Source organism: Cupriavidus sp. BIS7 (assembly GCF_000292345.1).
In the GTDB taxonomy this organism is placed as follows: domain Bacteria; phylum Pseudomonadota; class Gammaproteobacteria; order Burkholderiales; family Burkholderiaceae; genus Cupriavidus.
This window is the reverse complement of the sequence record NZ_ALOU01000042.1, coordinates 38,327-60,039: the sequence shown is the minus strand read 5'-3', so window position 1 is coordinate 60,039 and position 21,713 is coordinate 38,327. Positions and strand designations below refer to the sequence as shown.

At 61.9% G+C, this 21,713-nt stretch carries 18 protein-coding genes; 7 read left to right on the top strand and 11 right to left on the bottom strand.

Annotated elements, in window-relative coordinates; translation table 11 throughout:
* Positions 1-403 precede the first annotated feature (403 nt).
* The 4 genes from B552_RS0115935 to B552_RS0115920 all read right to left on the bottom strand — a co-directional run bounded on the left by B552_RS0115935 (position 404) and on the right by B552_RS0115920 (position 6,343).
* Positions 404-2,560 carry a glycosyl hydrolase family 28 protein gene (locus tag B552_RS0115935; RefSeq protein WP_051003571.1) on the bottom strand — a complete coding sequence of 719 codons (2,157 nt, stop codon included), beginning with the start codon at positions 2,558-2,560 and terminating at the stop codon, positions 404-406.
* A gap of 144 nt (positions 2,561-2,704) precedes the next feature.
* Positions 2,705-3,994, bottom strand: coding sequence for a porin (locus B552_RS0115930; protein ID WP_083860300.1), 1,290 nt, complete (start codon positions 3,992-3,994; stop codon positions 2,705-2,707).
* 129 nt (positions 3,995-4,123) lie between these two features.
* Positions 4,124-5,422, bottom strand: a complete 1,299-nt coding sequence (locus tag B552_RS0115925; protein WP_019450035.1) for an MFS transporter — start codon at positions 5,420-5,422, stop codon at positions 4,124-4,126.
* A 102-nt stretch (positions 5,423-5,524) separates the two neighbouring features.
* Complete coding sequence (locus B552_RS0115920) at positions 5,525-6,343, bottom strand: NAD(P)-dependent oxidoreductase (protein WP_019450034.1); 819 nt, start codon at positions 6,341-6,343, stop codon at positions 5,525-5,527.
* Positions 6,344-6,655: 312 nt separating this feature from the next.
* Here B552_RS0115920 and B552_RS0115915 point away from each other — a divergent pair, with 312 nt between their 5' ends.
* Complete coding sequence (locus B552_RS0115915) at positions 6,656-7,348, top strand: FadR/GntR family transcriptional regulator (RefSeq protein WP_019450033.1); 693 nt, start codon at positions 6,656-6,658, stop codon at positions 7,346-7,348.
* Positions 7,349-7,954: 606 nt separating this feature from the next.
* On the opposite strand, the gene B552_RS0115910 is transcribed toward B552_RS0115915, so the two are convergent.
* The 4 genes from B552_RS0115910 to B552_RS0115895 form a co-directional block, all read right to left on the bottom strand.
* Positions 7,955-9,115, bottom strand: coding sequence for a porin (locus B552_RS0115910; RefSeq protein WP_019450032.1), 1,161 nt, complete (start codon positions 9,113-9,115; stop codon positions 7,955-7,957).
* Between the two features lie 265 nt (positions 9,116-9,380).
* Positions 9,381-10,694, bottom strand: coding sequence for an MFS transporter (locus B552_RS0115905; RefSeq protein ID WP_019450031.1), 1,314 nt, complete (start codon positions 10,692-10,694; stop codon positions 9,381-9,383).
* 47 nt (positions 10,695-10,741) lie between these two features.
* Positions 10,742-11,818, bottom strand: a complete 1,077-nt coding sequence (locus B552_RS0115900) for a M14 family metallopeptidase (RefSeq protein WP_237718228.1) — start codon at positions 11,816-11,818, stop codon at positions 10,742-10,744.
* A 44-nt stretch (positions 11,819-11,862) separates the two neighbouring features.
* Complete coding sequence (locus tag B552_RS0115895) at positions 11,863-12,666, bottom strand: gamma-glutamyl-gamma-aminobutyrate hydrolase family protein (protein ID WP_019450029.1); 804 nt, start codon at positions 12,664-12,666, stop codon at positions 11,863-11,865.
* A 135-nt stretch (positions 12,667-12,801) separates the two neighbouring features.
* Here B552_RS0115895 and B552_RS0115890 point away from each other — a divergent pair, with 135 nt between their 5' ends.
* Positions 12,802-13,749 carry a LysR family transcriptional regulator gene (locus B552_RS0115890; protein ID WP_026035709.1) on the top strand — a complete coding sequence of 316 codons (948 nt, stop codon included), beginning with the start codon at positions 12,802-12,804 and terminating at the stop codon, positions 13,747-13,749.
* A 9-nt stretch (positions 13,750-13,758) separates the two neighbouring features.
* Here B552_RS0115890 and B552_RS0115885 read toward each other — a convergent pair whose 3' ends face one another.
* Positions 13,759-14,523, bottom strand: a complete 765-nt coding sequence (locus B552_RS0115885; protein WP_019450027.1) for a hypothetical protein — start codon at positions 14,521-14,523, stop codon at positions 13,759-13,761.
* A gap of 131 nt (positions 14,524-14,654) precedes the next feature.
* On the opposite strand from B552_RS0115885, the gene B552_RS0115880 reads away from it, so the two are divergent.
* The 4 genes from B552_RS0115880 to B552_RS0115865 all read left to right on the top strand — a co-directional run bounded on the left by B552_RS0115880 (position 14,655) and on the right by B552_RS0115865 (position 18,201).
* Positions 14,655-15,824 (top strand): alpha-hydroxy-acid oxidizing protein, encoded by a 1,170-nt coding sequence (locus B552_RS0115880; RefSeq protein ID WP_019450026.1) that lies wholly within the window; start codon positions 14,655-14,657, stop codon positions 15,822-15,824.
* Positions 15,825-15,841: 17 nt separating this feature from the next.
* Positions 15,842-16,879 carry a 2-dehydropantoate 2-reductase gene (locus tag B552_RS0115875; RefSeq protein WP_019450025.1) on the top strand — a complete coding sequence of 346 codons (1,038 nt, stop codon included), beginning with the start codon at positions 15,842-15,844 and terminating at the stop codon, positions 16,877-16,879.
* 173 nt (positions 16,880-17,052) lie between these two features.
* Entirely contained in the window at positions 17,053-17,769 is a 717-nt protein-coding gene (locus B552_RS0115870; protein ID WP_019450024.1) for a MotA/TolQ/ExbB proton channel family protein, read from the top strand.
* Between the two features lie 18 nt (positions 17,770-17,787).
* Positions 17,788-18,201: a biopolymer transporter ExbD gene (locus tag B552_RS0115865; protein ID WP_019450023.1), complete on the top strand. Its 414-nt coding sequence runs from the start codon at positions 17,788-17,790 to the stop codon at positions 18,199-18,201.
* A 43-nt stretch (positions 18,202-18,244) separates the two neighbouring features.
* On the opposite strand, the gene B552_RS0115860 is transcribed toward B552_RS0115865, so the two are convergent.
* Both B552_RS0115860 and B552_RS0115855 read right to left on the bottom strand, forming a co-directional pair.
* The gene (locus tag B552_RS0115860; protein ID WP_019450022.1) at positions 18,245-19,597 is read right to left on the bottom strand and encodes an MFS transporter; all 1,353 of its coding nucleotides are present in this window, start codon (positions 19,595-19,597) and stop codon (positions 18,245-18,247) included.
* A 197-nt stretch (positions 19,598-19,794) separates the two neighbouring features.
* Complete coding sequence (locus B552_RS0115855; protein ID WP_026035708.1) at positions 19,795-20,685, bottom strand: sterol desaturase family protein; 891 nt, start codon at positions 20,683-20,685, stop codon at positions 19,795-19,797.
* Positions 20,686-20,798: 113 nt separating this feature from the next.
* On the opposite strand from B552_RS0115855, the gene B552_RS0115850 reads away from it, so the two are divergent.
* On the top strand, positions 20,799-21,704 hold the full coding sequence (locus tag B552_RS0115850) for a LysR family transcriptional regulator (protein ID WP_026035707.1): 906 nt from the start codon (positions 20,799-20,801) through the stop codon (positions 21,702-21,704).
* The last annotated feature ends 9 nt before the right edge of the window (positions 21,705-21,713 follow it).

Genomic DNA, 21,713 nt, shown 5'->3' with positions numbered 1-21,713 from the left:
GCGACGCGAGCGTGGCGCTCGTGTTGCCGCTATCGGCGCCACCACCACAAGCGCCCAACGTCAGGCTCGTGGCAATAGCGATCAGCCGAATATTGGCGCGCCCGATCCTGGCAACAGATGAATGTTGCATGGAAAAGTCTCCTCGACCTGCTGTGTTGTTAGAAATGATTTGACCGCTCGCAGGCTCGCTTCAGGGCAGGGCCTGGCTCGGCCGCACGCGGTATGCCTGCGTCGAATGTGTACGCTGAGTCAGGCGGTGGGGCCGATTGAAGATCGTGTTGTCCGCTCTTTCAGGCCGGGCAGATGCCGGTCCGCCGACTCAACTCTGATTGCGTGAGATTCAGATTCAGTGCAGGAGAAGTTCCCGAAGGGCATGCCCACGGGAACCCCTCCATCGCCTGATTTACTGCGAAGCCCAGGTAGAGCCAAACAGGTTGGACTGCCCGATCGCCGGGAAATCCACGAAAGCCTGGCTGCAATCCACCGCGTTATTGAGGTCGACGGCCTGGGTTGCCGTACCGTTCACCACCACGTTGTTGGCGGGGGACGGGAAGATCGGCAGGTTCACACCGCGGATCGTCAGATTGGCATCTGACGACGTGAGCGTGATGCCATTCGGCGTATCCGTTACCACGTTGGTCAGCGACATGGTCAGCGGGTGGCCAGGTTCGCCATAGCCGCCAGTGTTTGCCGCGAAACCCTGCAGGGTCACGCCTGCACTACCCATGATCTTCACGTTGTTCAAGGTGATGTCATGGAAGTTCGGGTAAAGCGGAGTCGCAACGCCGCCCGACACCGGCACCGCCTTGGTGCTGTAGTACGGCGTGAACAGAAGGGCGTTCATCGAGACATTGCGGATGCAGATGTTCGTGTAGTTGATGTTGCTGACCTCGCCGCCACGTGCGTAGTCCGTCTTGATGCGCAACCCTTCCTCGGAACCATCGAAGGCATTGTCATAGACCTGCACGTTCGTCACACCGGCATTGGTCTCGCTGCCGACCGAAATGCCGTGGCCCCAGTAGATATGGTTATGGGCAACGATCATGCCCCACTTGCGATCGGAGCGAACATCGCGGTTACCATCGACTGCAAACAGACCGGAACCGGCGGGCGTTGGATTGTTGCTGCCCTTGAATGCAATATCGTCATCTCCCGTGCTCACGTAGTTGTAGGCAAACACGAAGTTCTTCAGATAGCCATCAAAGGAGATCGAACCAGCGGAAGTCGTGGTGCTGCCGGTAGACAGCTTGCCCGAGATAGCCTTGGATGAAGAGCCCGGATCAAACGCGTCGGTATTCTTGACGTTGGTCGCGTTGAAGGTTTGGCCCGTGTAGAGCGGGTTTCCGTTGCCAGCCGGGTTCGCAAACGCCGCCAGGCTCGGGGTCTGTACCTTCACGCCCCAGACAGTCATGCCGTCGACGCCACTGGGAACCACGTGGAAGTTCGCGCTGTTGTTCAGCGTGATTCGGTACAGCGTCAGGTTCTTGGCGTAGTTGAACACCATCATGCGGAAGTTCGACTGCGAGGCCGTGCCGGTGGCGCCGTTCTGCACCATGTTTCCAAGCCAGGCAAGATCCCACCACGTCATGTTTCGCGCACCCGATTTCGAATCGACCACGGTGCCGCCGTTGTCGCAAGGCGTGCCGTCTGCGGCCTGCGCTTCGGTCGCCTGGTTATACGACGCATAGGTGTTCGAGCACGTCATGTCGACCCGCATCAATGGATACTTTACGTCGTGCGAGACCAGTTCCGCATAGGCTCGGCTATCGATACGGCCATCCCCTACCACGCCCGAGTTCACCACATTGGTACCGGTGATCAGTGCCGCGCAGTTCGAGGAGCTGCCGGCCTTGAGCGTCGAGCCGTTCGGCACCATGGTATTTCCACAATATGGCCCGGCCTTGTTCGGCGAATAGGCCATGACATCGCGTGTGGCATAAAGCGTGACGCCCTTGTCGATCCACAGCGTCACGCCGGACGGCAGGACAAGCGGGCCGGTGATGAAGCCGTTCCCAAGCCCGGTGCTGTTGACCACCAGTCGCACAGCGAACTTGCTGGCCTTGTACTGCGGCTTGGCCAGTTCTTCCCCGGAAACGCCGGCGATATTGACGTTCGGAACGTTGGCCGCCTTCTGTGCAGCAGTCGCCGATGCGTCGGCCGATGCAATGGTCGCCCCGACTTCTGCGTCTACCGAGGCGCCGCAGGCGTCCAGTGCGGCCTGGATGCGGGCCTGATCGGGGTTCGCCGTAGCGGTTGCGACCGGCTTGGCGGAAGGGTCTGCCTCCGGGGGAAGCGAACCATCCGGACGGCTCACCAGGTTGTTGCTTGCCTCGAGCGTGGCGCAAACCTGGGTGTCGGACGGGAGGCTCGGCTCGGGGGGCAGATTGCTGTCATACGCGGCGGTGCCGACCTGGAAAATGGGGCCATTGGGCACTGATACGGCGTTGGAATCCGATCCGCCGCCGCCACAGGCGACCATCGTTGCCGAGGCGGCAACCAGGGCTAATGAAAGGCCCAGGCCTTTCAAGCACCTTTCGAGCACCCCTGTTTGTACTTTCATTTCTATTCTCCAGGACGGAACGCCACCAACGTATGCGGGCGCTGCCGAGATATGGGTTGGGTCAGACCGAATCGGACAACGGCCGTCGATAGATCAGCCGCAGCCTGACGAGATCTGTTCCGGGATTTCCGTTGTTGGTTGGCTTCAGAAGCGTGCGATCAGGCCAATGCCGAAGGCCTGCGGGCTGTTGCCCGGCGCCAGGAATGCATTGCTTGTGCCGCTGTTGTTGCTGAACAGTGGTGCCTGCCCGAGGTTCACGTTTTGCCCCGAGCTGTTGCTGATCTTCGTGTAGTACACGTAGGGCATGAAGATCTCATTGACCTTGTACGTAGCACCGATCGAGAACTGACGTGCGCTGTAATCACCGGGATTGCCAACCGTGGGGTTGCTCAGGTTGCCGAGCTTGCCGTAGGAAGCCATGATGGCAATCTTCGGCGTGATTTCCTGTGCCACCGAAACCATTACGGAGCCCTGCTTCATGCTGCCGTTGATCGTGCTGGCAACAAAGTTTCCGCCCGACGGAGGGACGAACTGCGTGAAGCCGTAGCTGCCATATTCATAGCCGGCACCAACGGTAGTCTTGGTGGGGAACTTGTAGGTCGCCAGAATCTTCGCGAACGAAGTTGACTGGCCACTGACGGACGTCGTGCGGAAGCCCATCCCCTGTGCCAGCGCGGCGGTGTCCACACCGGTATTGCTCTGATAGTCGTAGCCGGCGCCGACAGCGAACTCGCCAATGTGGTACTTCAAGCCGAAGGAGTACCGGCCATGGTTGACGTTGTTGGTCTGCGCTTCGTCAAAGCTGTACGATGCCCCGGCTTGCAGGCCCTTCCACTCCGGCGAAAGGTAGTGCACCGAGTTCTTGTATCGCGCTTCGCCACGGCTGAAGAGGCTGTTCGGATTGCCAGTCATCTGCGCCGACGTGTTGTTCCAGACGTCGAGACCGTAGACCGTCAGGCCGAGGTTGCCGCCCAGCGCACCACCGGAGCCCACGAGGCTGCGGTACACCGAGTCGTTGTTGCCAATGACCGCTTGTCCGAACTTCTCGCTGCGAACACCGACAAACGTGTTGCGTGAACTGAGCGAAAACTGCTGGTTCTGGTCGTTGACACCGCCCTGGTCAAAGCTGTTCAGGCTGGCCTCGATTTGCCAGATACCCTTCACATCCGGGGTAACGCCGATGCTGCCGGCAAAGCCGATGCGCGAGTTGCCGTCGGTGACGCGGCCGCGAGAGTTGTAGGGTGTTGCACCGCCCAGTGCCTTGACGTTCTCGATCTCGCCATTGATGAAGCCATACAGCCGCGCCTCGACCGGCATGCCGCCGACCGTCGTCTCACCAAGCGTGAAGTCTGCAAATGCATTCTGAGACATGCAGACCAGGATCACACCCGCCAAAGGCACCAGCCTTGGAAGGCCACGTGATAATTTTTTCATTTCTACTTTCCCGTACTCGTAAGCCAAAAATATTCATTCCGCCCGGGCTTCTCATGCGCAAGGGCGAACGGTCCCTGCGCGCCGCCGAATGGGCGGCGCGTCAGCGTCAATGGGGGCGCTATTCGTGAATCAGGAGCCGAGCGCGGTGTTTTGAACGTCCGCTGGCAAAGTGGGGCTCGCGACTTTCTCGCGCGCCATCAGGAAGACGACTGCGGCGGCGATCAGGTCGAACACGGCCAATACGACAAACAGAGGGCTGTAGCCAACACGTGTCACGGCAATGCCGAACAGCAGCGTGAAGAGCGTGGCGCCCAGGTAGCCGGTCATGCCGGCCAGGCCCGTGGCCGTTGCCACTTCATTCTTGCCGAACACATCGGAAGTGATTGAGTAGAGCGCGCCGGACAGCGTCTGGTGAGCGAAGCCGCCAACGCACAGCAGCGCGATCGCCGCATACGGGCTGTCGACCAATCCGACACAGGCCGGGCCGATCATCGACAGGCAGCCTACGAGCATGACCAGCTTGCGCGACGTGAACAGCGACACCTTCAGGTGCTTGTGGAACCAGGGGCTCATGTAGCCGCCCAGCACGCAACCGATATCGGCGGCCAGAAACGGCAGCCACGCGAACATCGCGATCTCCTTGATGTTCATATGGCGTTCGGTAGCCATGTACAGCGGGATCCAGGCGTTGAAGGTCTGCCAGGCGGGCTCGGACAGGAAGCGCGGAATCGCAATCGACCAGAAGTTGCGGCCGCGGATGATCTGCAGCCAGCTTGCCTTGGCCGCGTTGCTGTCCTTGTGCAGCGCCTCCTGGCCAGCCAGGATGTACTGGCGCTCGTCGTCGGACAGGCGCGTCTGCTGTTTCGGATGCTTGTAGAAGATTGCCCACAGCGCGGTCCAGACCACACCGAGCACGCCGACCACGACAAACGACAGTTGCCAGCCGCCGTGCAGGATCGTCCAGACGACCAGCGGCGGGGCGCACAGCGCACCGATCGACGAGCCGATATTGAACCAGCCGATGGCGACCGAACGTTCCTTGGCCGGAAACCATTCAGTCGTTGCCTTCACGCCGCCGGGGATGCCGGCCGCTTCCGTGAGCCCGAGCAGGCCACGGAAGAACGCCATGCCTTGCCAACCCGTTGCAAGGGCGGCGGCGGCGCACGCCAGCGACCACGCCAGCGCAAAGATGCCGAAACCGAGCTTGGTGCCGACGGCATCCAGCACCAGGCCGGCGATCGGCTGCATCATCGCGTAGCAGACCTGCCATGCCACGACGATGTAGGAGTACTGCTGCGTGGAAATATGCAACTCCGACATCATGGTCGGGGCGGCCACGGACAACGTATTGCGCGCCAGGTAGTTGACGATCAGCCCCATCGTTACCAGGCTGACCATCCACCAGCGCATGCCCTTGATGCGTTTCATCTCTCCTCCATGTTGTTATGGAAATGCGGCAACTCGCAGTGCCGCTTGCTGTTGTTGCAGGTGGTGCGCATGAAGCGCCAAACCACACGTGGGTTGGGACCTTCAGCGGTCCGATCCGCCCAGGCGCTGCGCCGGCGGGGTGAAATCGATGCTGGCAAACCCGCCGCCCTGGTACTGACGGGCGATGGCGTCGAGCGGGTCGGGCCTGGAAAGGATTTCCGCCGCATAGCCCTCGGCGTTCTGATTCGGCCGGTAACCAAGTCGCGCGGCGCCGCTGTTATCCCAGTAGCTGCGCGTGTTGGCGGAAACGCCCCACACCACCATGAAGCCGAGATCGGGCACCGTAATGCTCTGCTCGATCAGATGCAGCAGGTCTTCGTGACCCAGCCATGTGGCCAGGTGGCGCGGTTCCGCCGGCCTTGCCACGCAACTGCCGATGCGGATGCAGACCGATTCGATGCCGTGCTTGTCCCAGTAGAGGCGTGCCAGCCCTTCGCCCCACATCTTGCTCAGGCCATAGAAGCCGTCCGGGCGGAACTCGCAGTCGGTAGCGAGCCGCGCGTCCACCGGATACATGCCGATTGCATGGTTGGAACTCGCGAACACCACGCGACGCACGCCGTTGCGGCGCGCACCCTCATAGACTTCGTAAAGCGCGCGCAGGTTGTTCTCGATGATCTCGGGTAGCGGGCGCTCGACGCTGGTGCCAGCCATGTGGATGAGGACATCCACACCGTGCAGGAGGCGGTCAACCACGGCTGGGTCGCGCAGGTCGCCATGCATCACCTCCTCGTCGTCGCAGAGCGGGACCGGCAACTTCGAGCCACCTGCCGAGCGCAGCCGGTATCCGCGCGCCGGCAGGGCGGCACGCAGCACGGTGCCGAGCTGACCGGCTGCGCCGCTCATTGCAATCTTGGTCACGATTGAAAAACTCCGTTGAAATCTGGGTGCACGACCCGCCTTGATTATGGGATGTCGTACAACTAAGTTGTCATACATACTGCTTTTTAAGTCTGGCAACTTTCGTTCTACGCGCCTCGAATGTCAACGAGAAGATTGGCGAACTGGGGTTTACCTTACTCAGTCAGCGGCGAAATCGCCGCTTTGCTTCGATGTTTATGGTTTCGTTCGCACAACATCACCGTTCGGCGGGCAAGTGGCGCATTATGGTAATGTGTGACAAATTCAATACCCTTCAGCGCATCGCCACAAGCAATAAACGAACGACATCGTATGACAGCATCGAGCAGTTCCAGCCTATCCGAGCAGGTTTGCAAATCGATAATTGCGGCCATCCTGCGCGGCGACTTTGCGCCCGACCAGAAACTGCCGACCGAAGCCGACCTGGCCAGTCGTTATGCGGTATCCCGAACCACCGTGCGCGAGGCGCTGTCCTGCCTGCGGTCGGAAGGCATCGTGACGTCCCGCCGCGGGTCGGGCAGCTTTATCCAGCGCATGCCGTTCGGTGGCGAATCGGCGGGTCCGCAGATCAAAAGCATCGCGGACATCGAGCGCTACTACGCGTTCCGCATGTGCGTGGAGGTTGGGATGGTCGAAATCTCGGCGCAGATGCGCACCGATGCGGACATCGCCGCCATCCGCGCCGCCTACACCGCGCTGGAGCGCACGCTGGACGCCGATGTCTCTGGCGTGGAGGAAGACCTGCAGTTGCATATGGCCATCGCCCGCGCCTCCCAGAATCCTTTCTTCGTGTCGACGATCGAGCATGCGCTTGCACCGATTCGCCAATGCATGGAACTGGCCCAGAACCTCGGACAGACGCGCAATGCCGACCGGCTCGATGAATTCCAGGCTGAGCATCTGCCGATCATCGAGGCCATCGAACAGGGCTCGCCCGCGAAGGCGTCCATGGCGATGCGCCGCCATATCGAGAATGCCCGGCGAAGGATCTTCGAAGGAGGGTAGCCTTGGCAGGACGCACGCCGCACGACCACAACGCGGAACTCCGGCTGAGGAGCGAGACGCCAATGCTAAAGCATTGCTCTCGAGTCGGTTGGTCATGCCCATACTTCATCCAAGGAAAGGGAAGTGGCTGCCAGCCTTCATATCGCCACCCCAGCGCCTCCGCCGAACAAAGACTTGCATGCCATCGCTCGCAACACTATCAAACGAGCTCTCCCCTCGGTATAGGACTGGGCCTATTCTGGTTCTGTTGCGCTAACGCCAAAAGGGCCATTGCATGAACGCATTCCCGTTTGTGTGAGCTTGCCGCAATGTTTTGAAGGGCAGGATAGGCTGAGATCACTTGGCAAGCGCAGCCCATACCCTGTGTTGCCGCGCAACTCGGCAGGCGGGCGACGCCACTCGTCGGATATTTCGGAGAACCGGGAAAAGACGGGTCTCCGGAAAGATCATCACCGGAGACCCTCAGAATCCCGTGACCCCGAGAAGCCTGCCAGGCAGCAGGTTGGAGGCGGGGACGGGAACACTACGATGGCCGGTGGAAAGTCCCGACTGTCGAAGACCACGCAGGAGCCGGCAGGCAAAACGCCTCGCCGGCCCCGATGGCAATCAGAACTTGTGCCGAATGCCGACGGCGGCGCCGAGCATCGTGCTCTGGCCGCTTGCGAGGAAGTAGCCGTTGGCGAAGCTGATGGCCGAGGTATCGAAATTCAGGCCAGCATTCTTCGAGAACGCCGTGGTCAGGTAGAGGTCGGTGCGCTTGGACAGCGAATAGTCGGCGATGAACGACACCTGCCACGGGTTGGCCAGGTGCGTCTGGCCCAGCAGGTTCTTCACGTTGTCGTAGTTGTACTCCAGCGTCAGCCCGAGCGCCGGGGTGACCTGATAGTTGCCGCCGACCCAGAAGTAGTCGTCGCGCACTATCAGTGAGCCGTCTTGCGCCTTGTTCTGGCCCCAACGATAGCCACCCATGACCTTGGCTAGCGTGCCAAATGTGTAGCTGGCACCAATCGCTGCCTTCTTGAACGAACCCGTACCGACAAAGGCGCCAGCCGCCGAGCTGAGGCTCGGGTTGTACTGGTCATATGCCACGGCCGCACCGAACGCACCGGCCGCATATTCCATGCCGAAGCCATAGGCCGAATCGCGACGGAACTGGCCCGGAACTTCACCGTTGCCGCCGACACTCGGGGCCCCTGAGCTGGTGCCAGGCAGCGCGACGCCGGTGCCGAACGACCAGTGCGCAATCGTCGTCACGGGACCGAAGTTGCCGATGTACTTGGCGGTGTTGTCTTCCCGCAGGTTCGCGCCCGCAAACGCCACGACGGGCTCGTACTGAACCGCGTAGGCCGAGGGCGAGTAGTTGGCCATGATATGGAACAGCGACGTGTATTGCCGCCCGAGCAGAACCTGACCATAGCGGCTGTCAATGCCAACGTACGCCTGACGGCCGAACAGGCGGCCCTGCGACTGCACGCCGTTGTCGATGCTGAACCCGCTTTCAAGCACGTACACGGCCTTGGTACCGCTGCCGAGGTCTTCCACACCGCGCAGGCCCCAGCGCGAGCTGGACAGACCGCCCGAGGTCAGCCGGTAGGTATTGCCGCCCTGCCCGGCGTTGAAGCCGTTGGCAGGCGTCGGCGGCTGCGAGCCAAGGTGGCTCACGTATTCGATGTTGGCATCCGCCACGCCATAGAGCGTCACACTTGACTGGGCGTGCGCGGATCCGATGAAGCCCACTGCTGCCGTCGCAAAAAGGAACCTTTTCATAGTTTGTATTGCTTCTGTATTGCTTCTGTTAGCTGATCAGTAAAAGGCCACCGGTGCCGATTTGAAATTCACACCGCAAACAGGCGTGGCTCGTACCCACGGAACTGCGAACTGCTCGGAACTTGCAAGCCACCTCCATGGCCATTTCGATAAATTGGCCGAATGAAGCGCGCAGGAGCCCCCCTGCCGCGGGGAAACCGCAGCATTGGCATTGCTTGCAAATCAGGGTTTCGGGGCTAACTCACGCCCCGATGGCGGACAGGCCTTATGCGGAGATGTCGGTGCCGCGTGTTTCAGGCAGCAGCCAGATGGCCACAAGGCTGATCACGCTGGTGCCGGCCAGGTACCAGGCCGGTGAGTTGGGGTTATGCGTCCAGGCGAGGAGCCCGGTCACCACGAACTGCGTGGTCCCGCCGAACAACGTTGTGCCAATTGCGTAGACCAGCGAAATGCCAACGCTGCGAAAGGCGGTCGGCAGCAGTTCGGGGATGACGACGATCGACGCCGCAGCGGTCATGGCTGTCAGCGACGCAATTACCGCAGTGACAACAAGGAAGCTGAAGGCACCAGGCGCCGCCGTCAGCCACCAGAACATCGGAACGATCAGCAGCATCAGCGCCACGCGCGGTGCAATCAGCACGATCTTCCGGCCGCGCCAGTCGCTCATCCAGCCGCCAGCCAGGCCAAACACGAACGTCATCACGCCGCCAACCAGTGCACTGGTCTGCGCCAGCGTGGCAGGCAGGTGCAGTGTCTGGATGGCGTAGGTGGTCATGTAATTGCCAATCTGCGACGCCACGGCGACAGACAGCACGACCAGAACCCCCAGCACGACATAACGCCTGTGTGACTTCATCACGCCGCCGACAACCTCGGACGTGCTGCGCTCGGCTTTGTCTTCGAAAGTTTCAGGCAGGCTGCGGCGGATCTTCAGCGCCACCGGCACAAGCGCAAGGCTCAGGATGAACGGGATGCGCCACCCCCAGGCGGCAAGATCCTGTGCCGACAGCAACATCGACACGGCAACGCCCAGCAGCCCGCCGATAGCCACGGCGATGCCCTGGCTTGCCAGCTGCCAGCTAGCGTACAGTGCGCGCCGATGCGGTGGCGCGGCTTCGACGAGCAGCGCGGTGGCCGGGCCCACTTCTCCGCCAAGTGCCAAACCCTGCAGCAAGCGGCAGGCCACCACAATGATGGGCGCGGCGATGCCGATGGATGCATAGCCTGGCGTTGCGGCCATGCCAAGCGTGCCGACGGTAATCAGTACGACGGTCAGGATCATCGCCGGCTTGCGGCCGGCGCGGTCCGCCAGCGCGCCAATCAGCACGGCGCCAAGCGGGCGGGTAAAGAAGCCCACGCCGAACGTGGCCGCTGCCAGCAGCAGGCTCCCGAACTCACCGCCAACCGGGAAGAACGCCCGGCCGATATAGACCGCGAAGTAGGCGTAGATGACAAAGTCGTAGAACTCGAGCGCATTGCCCGCAACGGCGGCTGCAACTGCAGCACGGCCGATAGTTGGGCGAGCTTCCGCGCGACTCTCGATAGTCTGGGCAGAGGCCGGACTAGTAGCGTGCATCATGTCTCCTTGGAATAATTTTGAATGGCCAGGTAACGAACTCGACCCTGTCAGTCTTCCTGCAGGCCACTAACGGTCTGCTGGAACACCTCCCGGCCTTGCTGCCAGATCGCCTGTTGCCAGTCGTCGGCTTGCGGATAAAAGGCATCCTTGAGGCTTTGCCGGATTGCCGCCGCCTGCAGCGGGTCCGACGACCCATGGCGATGCAGCCAGTGTTCGGCGCGGCTTGCACCAATCACCTGCGACGTGGGGTACGTACCAAACTCAAGGCAGAGATTGGTTTGCACGGCCTGCGAGCATTCATCGAACAGCGCGAACTGAATCGGCCCGGTCATCGGGATGCTGTTCGAAGTTCCGGCATGGACGGATGTCACATCGCCCCACCAGCGGCGAGCGCGCTCCAGCGAAACTCCCTCGTCGAGGCAGGCGAAGATGCGCTCTCCAACGCTGTACGGCCCCAGTCCCGTGTGGATGTCGATGGAACCCAGATGCTGGCAATGCCGCCCGTAGCGCTGGAGAATCTTGTGGAACGTGGCGTTGCTCCACGTTGGCCCGCGTCCGCCAAAATGCATGCCATCGTCAAACTCGTATTGCCCCAGTGCAACGGCACGCTGGAAGCCTTTGGGCCCCCATTCCCGGCGCACCTCAAACAGAGCAAGCTCGTTGTCATCGGTGGGCGGCCACTGTCTGGGCAAGAGCAGTTCGTGGATTGCCGCATACGGCCCATTGACAGGCATCGCAGCGGAGAAGTCGATGAAGTTGCGATTCAGGTCGACGTTCTCCTGGGTCTCCCGTCGCGAGTGCGAGAAGCCATGTGGGTTGACCGCATGCACGTACAGGACCGCCGTGTCCGGCTCCGTCACGGGACCAAGGCCTAGCAGACCAGTCTGAACGGCGGAACCGCAGTAGCCTTCCACGCCGTGCACGCCGCTGATAACGATGACCAGCTTCGAAGCGTCCGCCGGGCCGTCAAGCACGACATCGGTCGCAAGCAACTCTCCGTCGGCGCCGGCCAGCGGCAGCTCATGGGAATCGACACTGAGGCCGCGCGAGGCAGCGGCCTGCAGAAACTTCTGTCGCGCTTCCGCATAGGTTCGACTAAAGAGATGACGGGCCTCAGGTTGCACGATGAATCCTCGGGGTTCTTTGTATATCGGGTGTTGGTGTGTCTTCACGCGGCGCGGATCTGACGGACAGCGCCCGTCCGCACGGCTCGGCGCTCGGCGCATGCGCGTCCAAAGGCGGAGAAGATCGCCTTGGCCAGCGCGCAGTCGTCAATGCGCATTTCCGGATGCCATTGCACGGCCAGCGTGAACTGCTCTGCGTCGGCAATCGAAAATGCCTCGACGAGTCCATCTGGCGCCGTGGCCTCGACGCGCAGGCCAGTGCCCAGCCGCTCGACGCCCTGGTGATGCAGTGAGTTGACGATGGCCGAGGTACCGCCAAGTTCAGCCAGCAGGCCGCCAGGGACGATATGAATCTCGTGGCTGTCGTCGTACCAGCGCTGGATCGGGCGGTCGTGATCGCCTTCCCGATGGTCAAGACGACCAGGCTGGTCGTGCACCGCGCGCTCAAGCGTGCCGCCATGGAGGACATTCAGTTCCTGGAAGCCGCGACAAACCCCAAGCACCGGAATCCCCGCTTCAATCAGCGCGGGCAGCAAACCCAGCACGACTTCATCGCGATGAGGGTCTTGCATCGTTGTCTCCGGCAAAGCCGACGCCCCATATCTCTCGGCGGCAACGTTGGACGGCCCGCCAGTCAGGACAATGCCGTCCAGGGTATCGATCAGCGTGGCTGCATCGATCGCTCCGGCACATGCGGGAAGCAGCAGCGGCTGAGCCCCAGCCACCTCGGAAACAGCGCGCACATAGCCATTGAGCGCCGAGTAAGCTGGGTGCTTGTGCAGCTCGATTCGGTCAGTGATGACGGCCACGACCGGACGAAGCGGCTTGTGTTGGATGGCGGATGGCATTGCGAGGATGGCTGTTGTTTGCGGTTGTCCGCGGACGGAGCGGATCGGATTGCAGTTTGATGACTGCGCGGACTTGTGTAAATTGCAACTAAGTTCCGATCAACATGCATTCCATGCAAGTGGATTGCCCCCGCCATGAATACGCGCCAACTACGTCACTTTCTTGCTCTTCTGGATACCGGATCGCTTGCTGCAGCGGCGGATGCGGTACATCTGAGCCAGCCAGCACTTTCCCGTAGCATCCGCGCCCTGGAAGACGCGCTAGGGGTGCCGCTGTTCGACAGGAACGACAGGCGATTGCGCCCTACGGCCTATGCCACCGCGTATGCACCGCGCGCGCGACGCATGCTGTCCGACGAAAAAGAAGGTATGCGCACACTCGGCCTGATGCAGGCCGGAGATTTGGGCACGTTCTCCACCGGTATGGGGTCATCCCTTGCCGCGCCCATCCTGCGGCCCATGCTGGCGGAGTTGCTGCGCACATCGCCTGGATTGCGGCTGCGAAGCATCATCGACACTTCCGAACGACTGCTGGATGCGCTGCTGGCCGAGCGAATCGATTTCTTCGTGGGCAATATCCGCGCAGCGGAGGCGCATGACGGCCTTGTGGTCGAGCCAATCTATCCCTGCACGTTCGGCTGGTACGCTCGACAAAGCCATCCACTGGCAGATGGAAGAAGCGTCGATGCCGCCCAGTTGCGACAGTATCCGATGCTTGCGCCTGGGCACTTCGAACCGTCCATGGCCCGACGACTTGCACAGATTTATGGCCTGCCAACGCCAGTACCGGACCAGTTTGCACTGATCTCGGATGATGTTGGCACGGTGCTCGAGATTGTTGAGTCGACCGATGCAATCGTTCCGCAGACAGACCTGTCCGCGCTCCCTGGGCTCAGGGCGAGAAGCATTGTCGAGCTTGCTGTAAGCCCGGGGCTGGAACTGGACCTGACGCTAGGTATCGTCCGGCATGGCGACCGTACACTGGCACCCGCCACGCTCCGCGCGTTCGAGATCATCCGCGAACGATTTGCAATGGCGGCTGCGGAAATCGCCAGTTTCAAGGGAAACGCAGCGCCCAGGTGAGGCGCTTGCCTACCGCTTCAACGAAGTCTCCAGGTTGTGCAGGTTCTGCGGCAGCACGAGAATCAGGCCGCCACGCGGGCTGTCGATGTCGGAAATCAATGCCAGTGACAGCGACACGGTCACCGGCAGCACAAGCATCACGAAGACCTTGGCTCGCTCCGAGCGTGCCCCATAGCCCTGCATCAGGCTGCTGAAGAACGCAATGGCGATCATGAGGCCCCAGGCCGAGACGGGTATCCGGTTCAGCCACGCGGCCTCCGTGTAGCCCTGCGAATTGATGACATCGTTCATGCCTTCCACCACGAGCGCTGTGATCGGGGTTGGCTTTGCGCGCGCCGCCGCCCGGACCGCGTTCCACATCTCGTCTTCGATCTGCGCGGTGGCGGTTTCAACCTCCTGCAATTGCGCCTCGTCGCCCGTGCGGTAGTAAAGAATGCGCTGGCCCAGGTACCGGACCAGCAAAGCCTTGACCTTCTCGGCATCGGGCCCTTCGATCAGATCTGCCCGCAGGTACTCGGTGCCGATGGCGTTGGCCTCTTCTTCCTCAAGGTTCTTGCGCTGGTCATACCGCCCAACAGCCATGGACAGCGTGAACCCGATCAGCAGCGCCATCAGCGTCAGGGTGGCGCCCTGAATAATGCTGAAGTCTTCTCGACCTTCGGCGGGAATCGGCCTGATACGGCGCAGGACCGATGCGCCAATCGCGGTGGCCGCTCCCATGACGGCGATCATGACGATGAAGAGGAAGGCTGGATGACTGATGAGCGGGTTCATTTGTTTTTATCTCGCCGATTGGATTTGCCGTGTTCACCTGTCGGATTTCTGACAGAGTCCTGGTGCGATTCCAGCCATCATGCTTCCGCACCTTCCCTTTCGACCGCAGCTCAACACAAAAAAGGTTGACCATGAGTCACTTCGGAGACTACCAAAACGAGATCTACCTCAACGGCCTTCGGGGGATTAGACCCAGTCTGCCTGTCGATTTCAAGCAGCTTGAAGAACGGGCGGCCGCCGCATTGCCGCAGTCGGTACTGAGCTACGTGCAAGGCGGCTGCGGGGACGAATCGACGCAGCGCCGCAATGTGGAAGCGTTCGCGGAATGGGGGATCGTGCCGCGCATGCTGGTTGATTCCCGTGAGCGCAATCTCTCGGTCGAGGTCTTCGGCAAGCGGTACGCGTCGCCGCTGATGCTGTCGCCGATCGGCGTGATCGGCGTCTGTGCGCAGGATGGCCACGGCGATATCGCCACGGCGAAAGCCGCTGCCGCAACCGGCGTGCCGATGATTGCATCCACGCTGATGAATGACCCGCTGGAGTCTGTCGCGCAGGCGTTGGGGGACGGCGATGCTTTCTTCCAGCTCTACACGCCGAGAGATCGGGATCTGGCCACAAGCTTCGTCCGTCGCGCCGAAGCGGCCGGCTACAAGGGCATCGTCGTCACGCTGGATACGTGGCTGACCGGCTGGCGCCCGAGGGATCTCAATGACAGCAACTTTCCTCAGTTGCGCGGCGCGGCGCTGGCCAACTACTTCTCCGATCCGCACTTCCGCGCCAGGCTTGCGGTTCCGCCGGAACAAGACCCCGCTGCTGCCATACAGCTCTGGGCTTCCATCTTCGGCCAGACCGTGACGCTGGAAGAGCTCCGCTGGCTGCGATCGATCACCAGGCTGCCGTTGATCGTCAAAGGCATCCAGCATCCCGATGATGCCCGGCGGGCAATCGACGCGGGCGTGGATGCCATCTACTGCTCCAATCACGGCGGCCGGCAGGCCAATGGCGGGATCGCGTCGATCGATCTGCTTCCCGCGCTGGTTGCCGCGTGTGGCAACACGCCGGTCTGGTTCGACTCGGGCATTCGATCGGGAACCGACGTGGTCAAGGCGCTTGCGATGGGGGCCAGCGTGGTCGGCATCGGCAGACCCTACGCCTACGGCCTGGCGCTCGGGGGCACAGCCGGCGTGGTCCATGTCATCCGATCCATCCTGGCCGAGGCGGACCTGCTGATGGCGGTGGACGGACTTCCCGACATCGCGGCACTGCGCGCAGCCGGCGTGCGCCGTACGCGTCCGGACTAACACACCCGAGACACTACATGGCGAAAATCTGTATCTACGGCGCCGGCTCCATCGGCTGCTATCTGGGCGGGCGGCTTCTGGCCGGCGGCAGCGACGTGAACTTCATCGCGCGTGCGCGCGTCAGCGATGTGCTGCGCGTGCACGGCATCACGCTCTCGCAGTTTGGCGGACACCACTGGGTCGTGCCGCCCGAGCGCATCGACGTATCGGCCGACCCCGCCGCTGCCGCCGTGGCCGATCTCGTACTGGTCACCGTGAAGTCCGCCGCCACGCCCACGGTCGCGGCGGAACTGGCAGGTGTGCTGCGACCGGACACTGTCGTGGTCAGCTTCCAGAATGGCATCGGCAATGCCGATGTGCTCCGTGCCGGGCTGCCGCACAACACGGTGCTGGAAGGAATGGTGCCTTTCAATGTCGTCGAGCGCGGCCCTGGCGCATTTCATCAGGGTTCCGCTGGCGACCTGGAGATCAGGCGCGCGGCGGCACTGCAGCCATTCGTCGACGACTTCAAGAACGCGGGGCTGCCGCTGATCCAGCATGCGGACATGCTGCCGGTGCAATGGGCGAAGCTGCTGCTGAACCTCAACAACGCGGTCAACGCGCTGGCAAACCGGCCTTTGAAGGAAGAGCTTGCCCAGCGCGCGTACCGCCTCTGCCTTGGCATGGCGCAGAAGGAGGCACTCGCGCTGCTGAAGCGCGCCGGCATCCAGCCAGCCCGCCTGACGGCGATTCCGGCCGGATGGATACCGGTCGTGCTTGGCGTGCCGGATGCGTGGTTCGCGCGGCTCGGGCGCGCGATGCTGACGATCGATCCACTGGCACGCTCGTCAATGTCCGACGACCTCGCGGCAGGACGTGCGACCGAGATCGACTGGATCAACGGCGAAGTGGTGAAGCTTGCGCAACGCCTAGGGCAGAGGGCGCCAGTGAACCAGCGGCTGTGCGAGCTTGTCCGGCAGGCCGAGCGCAGCGACTCGCGTCCTTCATGGTCCGGCGACGCCTTGCTGGCGAACCTGCTTGCCGCTGCGCGCGGCGATATCGTCAGCTACGCCTGATCCACGGGGCCGTGACCGTCGCGATGGATAGTTGACCGATGTGCCGAAGCCCTCGATATGCATGGCAAAGCACAACTGAAGGGCCGCATGCCTGCGTGGCCGTCCTATCCTGATAGCTGGACTGGCGCGCTGGCTGCCCGCCGGTCCTGTGCAACATTGCCTCGGGAACCACCATGCAAGACATCGGACTCTCCCATCTCTGGTCGCAAGGCGATTTCGTCATGCGTGCGACCGCCATCATTCTGTTGATCATGTCGCTGCTGTCGTGGATCGTGATTCTCACCAAGGCGTGGGATCTGGTTCGCCTCAAGAAAATGGCGCACGGCGCGGAAAAGCACTTCTGGCATGCCGGCGATTTCGAGCACGCGCTGGACACGCTCGGCGCCAGCGACGCCAATCCGTTCCGCATGCTGGCCATCACCGGAAGCGAGGCGGCAGAGCACCATCGCGCAAGCCAGCCGCAACTTCAGGATGCGCTCGACATCTCAGACTGGCTGACGCGCTCGCTCAGGAGCGCGATCGACGAGGCCGTGGGAAACATGCAGTCGGGTCTGGCCGTGCTGGCATCAGTCGGTTCGACTGCACCGTTCGTGGGCCTGTTCGGTACCGTCTGGGGCATCTATCACGCGCTGATCGGCATTGGCGCATCAGGCGTGCCGACGATCGACAAGGTGGCCGGCCCCGTGGGCGAGGCGCTGATCATGACCGCCTTCGGCCTTGCCGTGGCCATTCCGGCCGTGCTTGGCTACAACGCACTGAGCCGTGGCAACAAGGGCGTCATCAGCAAGCTCAACCGTTTCGCACACGACCTGCATGCCTACTTCGTGACGGGTGCCCGCGTACGCCCGTCCACGGCAAAATCCAGTGCCGATCTAGGCGTCGTCATCTGACACAGCAAGGAGCAAAACATGGCATTCGGCTCCCTCGACGAAGACGATGACAAGGTGATGAGCGAGATCAACATGACGCCGCTGGTCGACGTCATGCTGGTCCTGCTGATCATCTTCATCATCACGATTCCCGTCATCCACCACGCGGTGAAGATCAATCTTCCGCACGCAACCAGCCGGCCCAACGACACCAAGCCGCGGAACGTCAACGTCTCCATCGATGCGCAGGGCCGGGTGTACTGGAACCAGCAGCAGGTAGACGACGCCACACTGGACCGGCGCATCGCGGAAGCCTCGCAACTACGGCCGCAGCCCGAACTCCATCTGCGTGCCGATCGCGACGTGCGCTATGAGCGCGTGGCCCGGGTCATGGATGCCGCGCAGCACGCCGGGCTGGACAGGATAGGCTTCATTACCGAACCGAAGCACTGACGATGGCCTGCGTCCGTGTGCCGGACGCAGGCGCTTCCTCGCCTTATACAGCGTGGTGCCCGGCGCCCATGTCGTCGTACTCGCGCGAGATGTCCTTATTCGTGTAGTCACGCAACATCGCGGCGGCAAACACGCTGATCACGGCGCACACCAGCACATACACGCTGATTGCGTACCCGGTGTGGTACCTCGCGAACAGCGCGGTAGCAATCAGCGGCGCGGGGCCGCCCGCGATCACCGAGGCAAGCTGGTATCCCATCGACGCGCCGCTATAACGCAGGCGGCCAGTGAACGACTCGGCGATCAGCGCCGCCTGCGGCCCGTACATCATTGAGTGCGGAACCAGCGAGAGCACGATCGCAGCGAATACCCACAGCGGGTTGCGTGTGTCCACCATCGCGAAATAAAGGAAGCCGAACACCCCCAACGCCACCGCACCCGCGATGTACATGCGCCGCCGTCCCAGCACGTCGGAGAGATGACCGAAGTACGGAATGGTGAAGAACTCAAGTACCGCAGCGGCAAGCACGGCAACCAGCAGCAGGTCGCGCGACATGCCAAGCGTCATGACGCCATAGGTGAATACAAAGGCAGTGAAGATGTAGAACGGCGCCTGCTCGGCCATGCGGACAAGCGCGGAAAGCAGGATGTCCTTCGGCTGGCGCCTGATGACCTCGAGCATCGGGGTCTTCTCGATCCGGTGTTCCGCCAGCAGCCTTGCGAAGACCGGCGTCTCAAGAATGTTCAACCGGATATAGAGCCCAATCGCAACCAGTATGATGCTGAGGATGAACGGTACGCGCCAACCCCAGGTCATGAACTGATCGCCCGTCAGCCAACTCATCGCCAGTACTGCAAGGTTGGCTAGGAACAGGCCTGCCGGCACGCCGAACTGCGGCCATGAGGCAACCAGTCCGCGATTCGCATTGGAGCGTGCCCATTCCATCGACATCAGTACCGAGCCGCCCCATTCGCCGCCAACGCCAACGCCCTGGATAAAGCGCAGCACCGTCAGCGCAACCGCGCCCCAGATCCCGATCGTTGCATAGGAAGGCACGAATGCCACGGCAAACGTGGCCAGGCCCATCATCAGCAGCGTGGCAACCAGCGTGGCCTTGCGGCCGATGCGGTCGCCATAGTGCCCAAAAATGGCTGCGCCAATCGGTCGGGCAACAAAGCCGACCGCGTAGATCAGGAACGCTTCAAGCGTCCCGACCAGTGGATCGGATTTCGGGAAATACAGCTTGGCGAATATCAGGCCGGTTACCGTGCTGTAGAGGAAGAAGTCATACCACTCGATCGTGGTACCCACGGTGCTGGCAATGACGGCGCGCCGCAACTGGCGCCGTGATTCATCTTCGGACAGGGCCGTTGCCCCCGTTTGCATGGGATCCATTTTCGCGCCCCCGTCTGCAATATACGAATATGACCGTTAAAAAGCGGACGGGGTTCCTGCTGGCGCGAGTGTGAGCCTGGATGTGATCTCTCTCGGTTTCGGATACGAGACTTGCGCGCGATAGATGTCAACTGTTAGGCACGACGCGCAGTCTCGCCGAACACTTCGCGTCGTGTTGTGATGCGTTCGCGTTTATATCACGATGTGATATTTCTCGTTCCAGCCTGAACATCGGCTTCGGTAAATCCGTAACCGCCCGGACGCAACGCGGAATGTTCGCGCTTCGAGTGGACCAGCGGATACAGGATCTGTGCAGTCCATGGCTCCGCACCGAACAGCACATCGTCCTGCAGACCCACCTTTTCCGGGTACTTGCGCGTGATATGCGCGGTGCCAAACAGCACATCCCAGAAGAACAGCAGGTTGCCGAAGTTGCCCTTGTAGTGGCCAATGCCGTCTTCATTGGTGAGCGCATGGTGGGCCCAGTGCGTGGCGGGCGTGGAGATCGTTCGCTCAAGCACCCACATCAGCGGATGCAGTGCGCGAATGCGGTACAGCGGCGCGTCCCACGGCCATGCGCAATGCGCGCCCACGATGACGGTCAGCTTGACCACCAGATAAGCCGCATAAACCTTGCCGAAGCCGAGGTACACCGCCACGCCTGCAATCCACAGCCCCGGCATCATCAGGTAGTAGAAGAAGTTGTTGCGGTAGGTGATGCGCACGCTCATGTATGCCGCGCTGTGGTGCGCGCGGTGCAGCGGCCAAAGCAGCGGTGTATGCGAAGCGCGGTGCCACAGGTATTGCGTGAGATCGTCGCCAACCAGCAGCAAGCCCGCCATGGCCCACCACGGCAGGCTGGCCCACGCGTTGTGCTGCGCGGGAATCAGCCATTTGCACAGCGCGTCGCTGCCCAGCAGCGCAACGGGCTGCGTGATGGCAATCAGGCCGACGAACATCAGCACTTCCAGCCAGGTGTCGTTGGCGGTTGCGCGCACGGTGCTCTGGTATCTGCGCGTGATGAACTCCATCGATGCAAAGCCGAGGATGGCTGCGCCGATCAGGAGGTATTGCATTTGGGGGCTCACGGTGGGGTGTCTCCTATCGCCATGATCTTGTGTTGTGGGAAGGATCCTAGGAGTGCAATCTCAATGCGTCCAATGCATAATTAACATCCTTCCAATGCGCCAAACGCAACGCCATGGATTTGCGCCGACTAGAGCACGTAGTGGCCCTTGCCGATACGCTTCACTTCGCCCGTGCAGCCGAGGTCGCACACCTGAGCCAGCCGGCCTTCAGCCGCAGCATTCAGGCCATCGAGAGAGATCTGGGCGTTCGCCTGTTCGACCGGGACGTGGGTGAGGTCCGCCCGACCCCGGCTGGCACCTTCCTTATCGAGCGAGCGCGCAAGCTGCTGTTCGAGGCACGCTGTCTGCAGCGTGATGTGGATCTGTATCGCGACAGTCAGCTGGGCGACACCGCATTCGGCGTTGGCCCGCTGCTGACGGCCACGCTGATGCCGCGCGCGCTGCCAGAGTTGCGGCGCCAGTATCCGCAGGTGGCACTGCGTATGGAGGTTGGCAACTGGATGCAACTGCTGGAGAGCCTGCGCACGGAGAGCATCGAGTTCTTTGCCGCCGATGTCCGCGACATGCCGGAGGACGCTTCGCTGGACATCGATCTGATTGGAGGACAACCACCGTACCTGTACGTGCGTGCTGGCCATCCGCTGGCCGGACGAACGTGCACGCTGCAGGAGGCGTCGGCGTATGGCCTCGCAGTGCCGAAGCCGCTCAGCCCGACCAAGGCCGAACTATCGACCCTGCTCGGATTGCCCGTGGGCCAGGAGGCAACCATCGCGCTGGAATGCGATAACTATGGCATTCTCAAGACGGTCACACTGAGCACCGATACCGTGCTGGGGGCGACCGATGCGGCAATCTCCGAGGAACTGGAAGCCGGCACATTCGTGCGGCTGGACGTTCAAGGCTGGATGTCGATGGCGTCCAGCACTGGCATTGTTCGCTTGCGTGGCAGGACCCCTTCGCCAGCGGCCGAGGCAGTGGTGGCTGCCATTGCCCGGGCTGCCCGCGCGATCAACGTGTAGTGCGCGAAT

What these genes read in the sequence shown, in the direction of transcription:
- B552_RS0115870 (WP_019450024.1), top strand. Translation starts at nt 17,053, where the DNA reads ATGCAAGACATCGGACTCTCCCATCTCTGGTCGCAAGGCGATTTCGTC.
- B552_RS0115935 (WP_051003571.1), bottom strand. Translation starts at nt 2,560, where the DNA reads ATGAAAGTACAAACAGGGGTGCTCGAAAGGTGCTTGAAAGGCCTGGGC.
- B552_RS0115885 (WP_019450027.1), bottom strand. Translation starts at nt 14,523, where the DNA reads ATGAACCCGCTCATCAGTCATCCAGCCTTCCTCTTCATCGTCATGATC.
- B552_RS0115930 (WP_083860300.1), bottom strand. Translation starts at nt 3,994, where the DNA reads ATGAAAAAATTATCACGTGGCCTTCCAAGGCTGGTGCCTTTGGCGGGT.
- B552_RS0115895 (WP_019450029.1), bottom strand. Translation starts at nt 12,666, where the DNA reads ATGCCATCCGCCATCCAACACAAGCCGCTTCGTCCGGTCGTGGCCGTC.
- B552_RS0115865 (WP_019450023.1), top strand. Translation starts at nt 17,788, where the DNA reads ATGGCATTCGGCTCCCTCGACGAAGACGATGACAAGGTGATGAGCGAG.
- B552_RS0115860 (WP_019450022.1), bottom strand. Translation starts at nt 19,597, where the DNA reads ATGGATCCCATGCAAACGGGGGCAACGGCCCTGTCCGAAGATGAATCA.
- B552_RS0115850 (WP_026035707.1), top strand. Translation starts at nt 20,799, where the DNA reads ATGGATTTGCGCCGACTAGAGCACGTAGTGGCCCTTGCCGATACGCTT.
- B552_RS0115925 (WP_019450035.1), bottom strand. Translation starts at nt 5,422, where the DNA reads ATGAAACGCATCAAGGGCATGCGCTGGTGGATGGTCAGCCTGGTAACG.
- B552_RS0115875 (WP_019450025.1), top strand. Translation starts at nt 15,842, where the DNA reads ATGGCGAAAATCTGTATCTACGGCGCCGGCTCCATCGGCTGCTATCTG.
- B552_RS0115910 (WP_019450032.1), bottom strand. Translation starts at nt 9,115, where the DNA reads ATGAAAAGGTTCCTTTTTGCGACGGCAGCAGTGGGCTTCATCGGATCC.
- B552_RS0115890 (WP_026035709.1), top strand. Translation starts at nt 12,802, where the DNA reads ATGAATACGCGCCAACTACGTCACTTTCTTGCTCTTCTGGATACCGGA.
- B552_RS0115880 (WP_019450026.1), top strand. Translation starts at nt 14,655, where the DNA reads ATGAGTCACTTCGGAGACTACCAAAACGAGATCTACCTCAACGGCCTT.
- B552_RS0115915 (WP_019450033.1), top strand. Translation starts at nt 6,656, where the DNA reads ATGACAGCATCGAGCAGTTCCAGCCTATCCGAGCAGGTTTGCAAATCG.
- B552_RS0115905 (WP_019450031.1), bottom strand. Translation starts at nt 10,694, where the DNA reads ATGATGCACGCTACTAGTCCGGCCTCTGCCCAGACTATCGAGAGTCGC.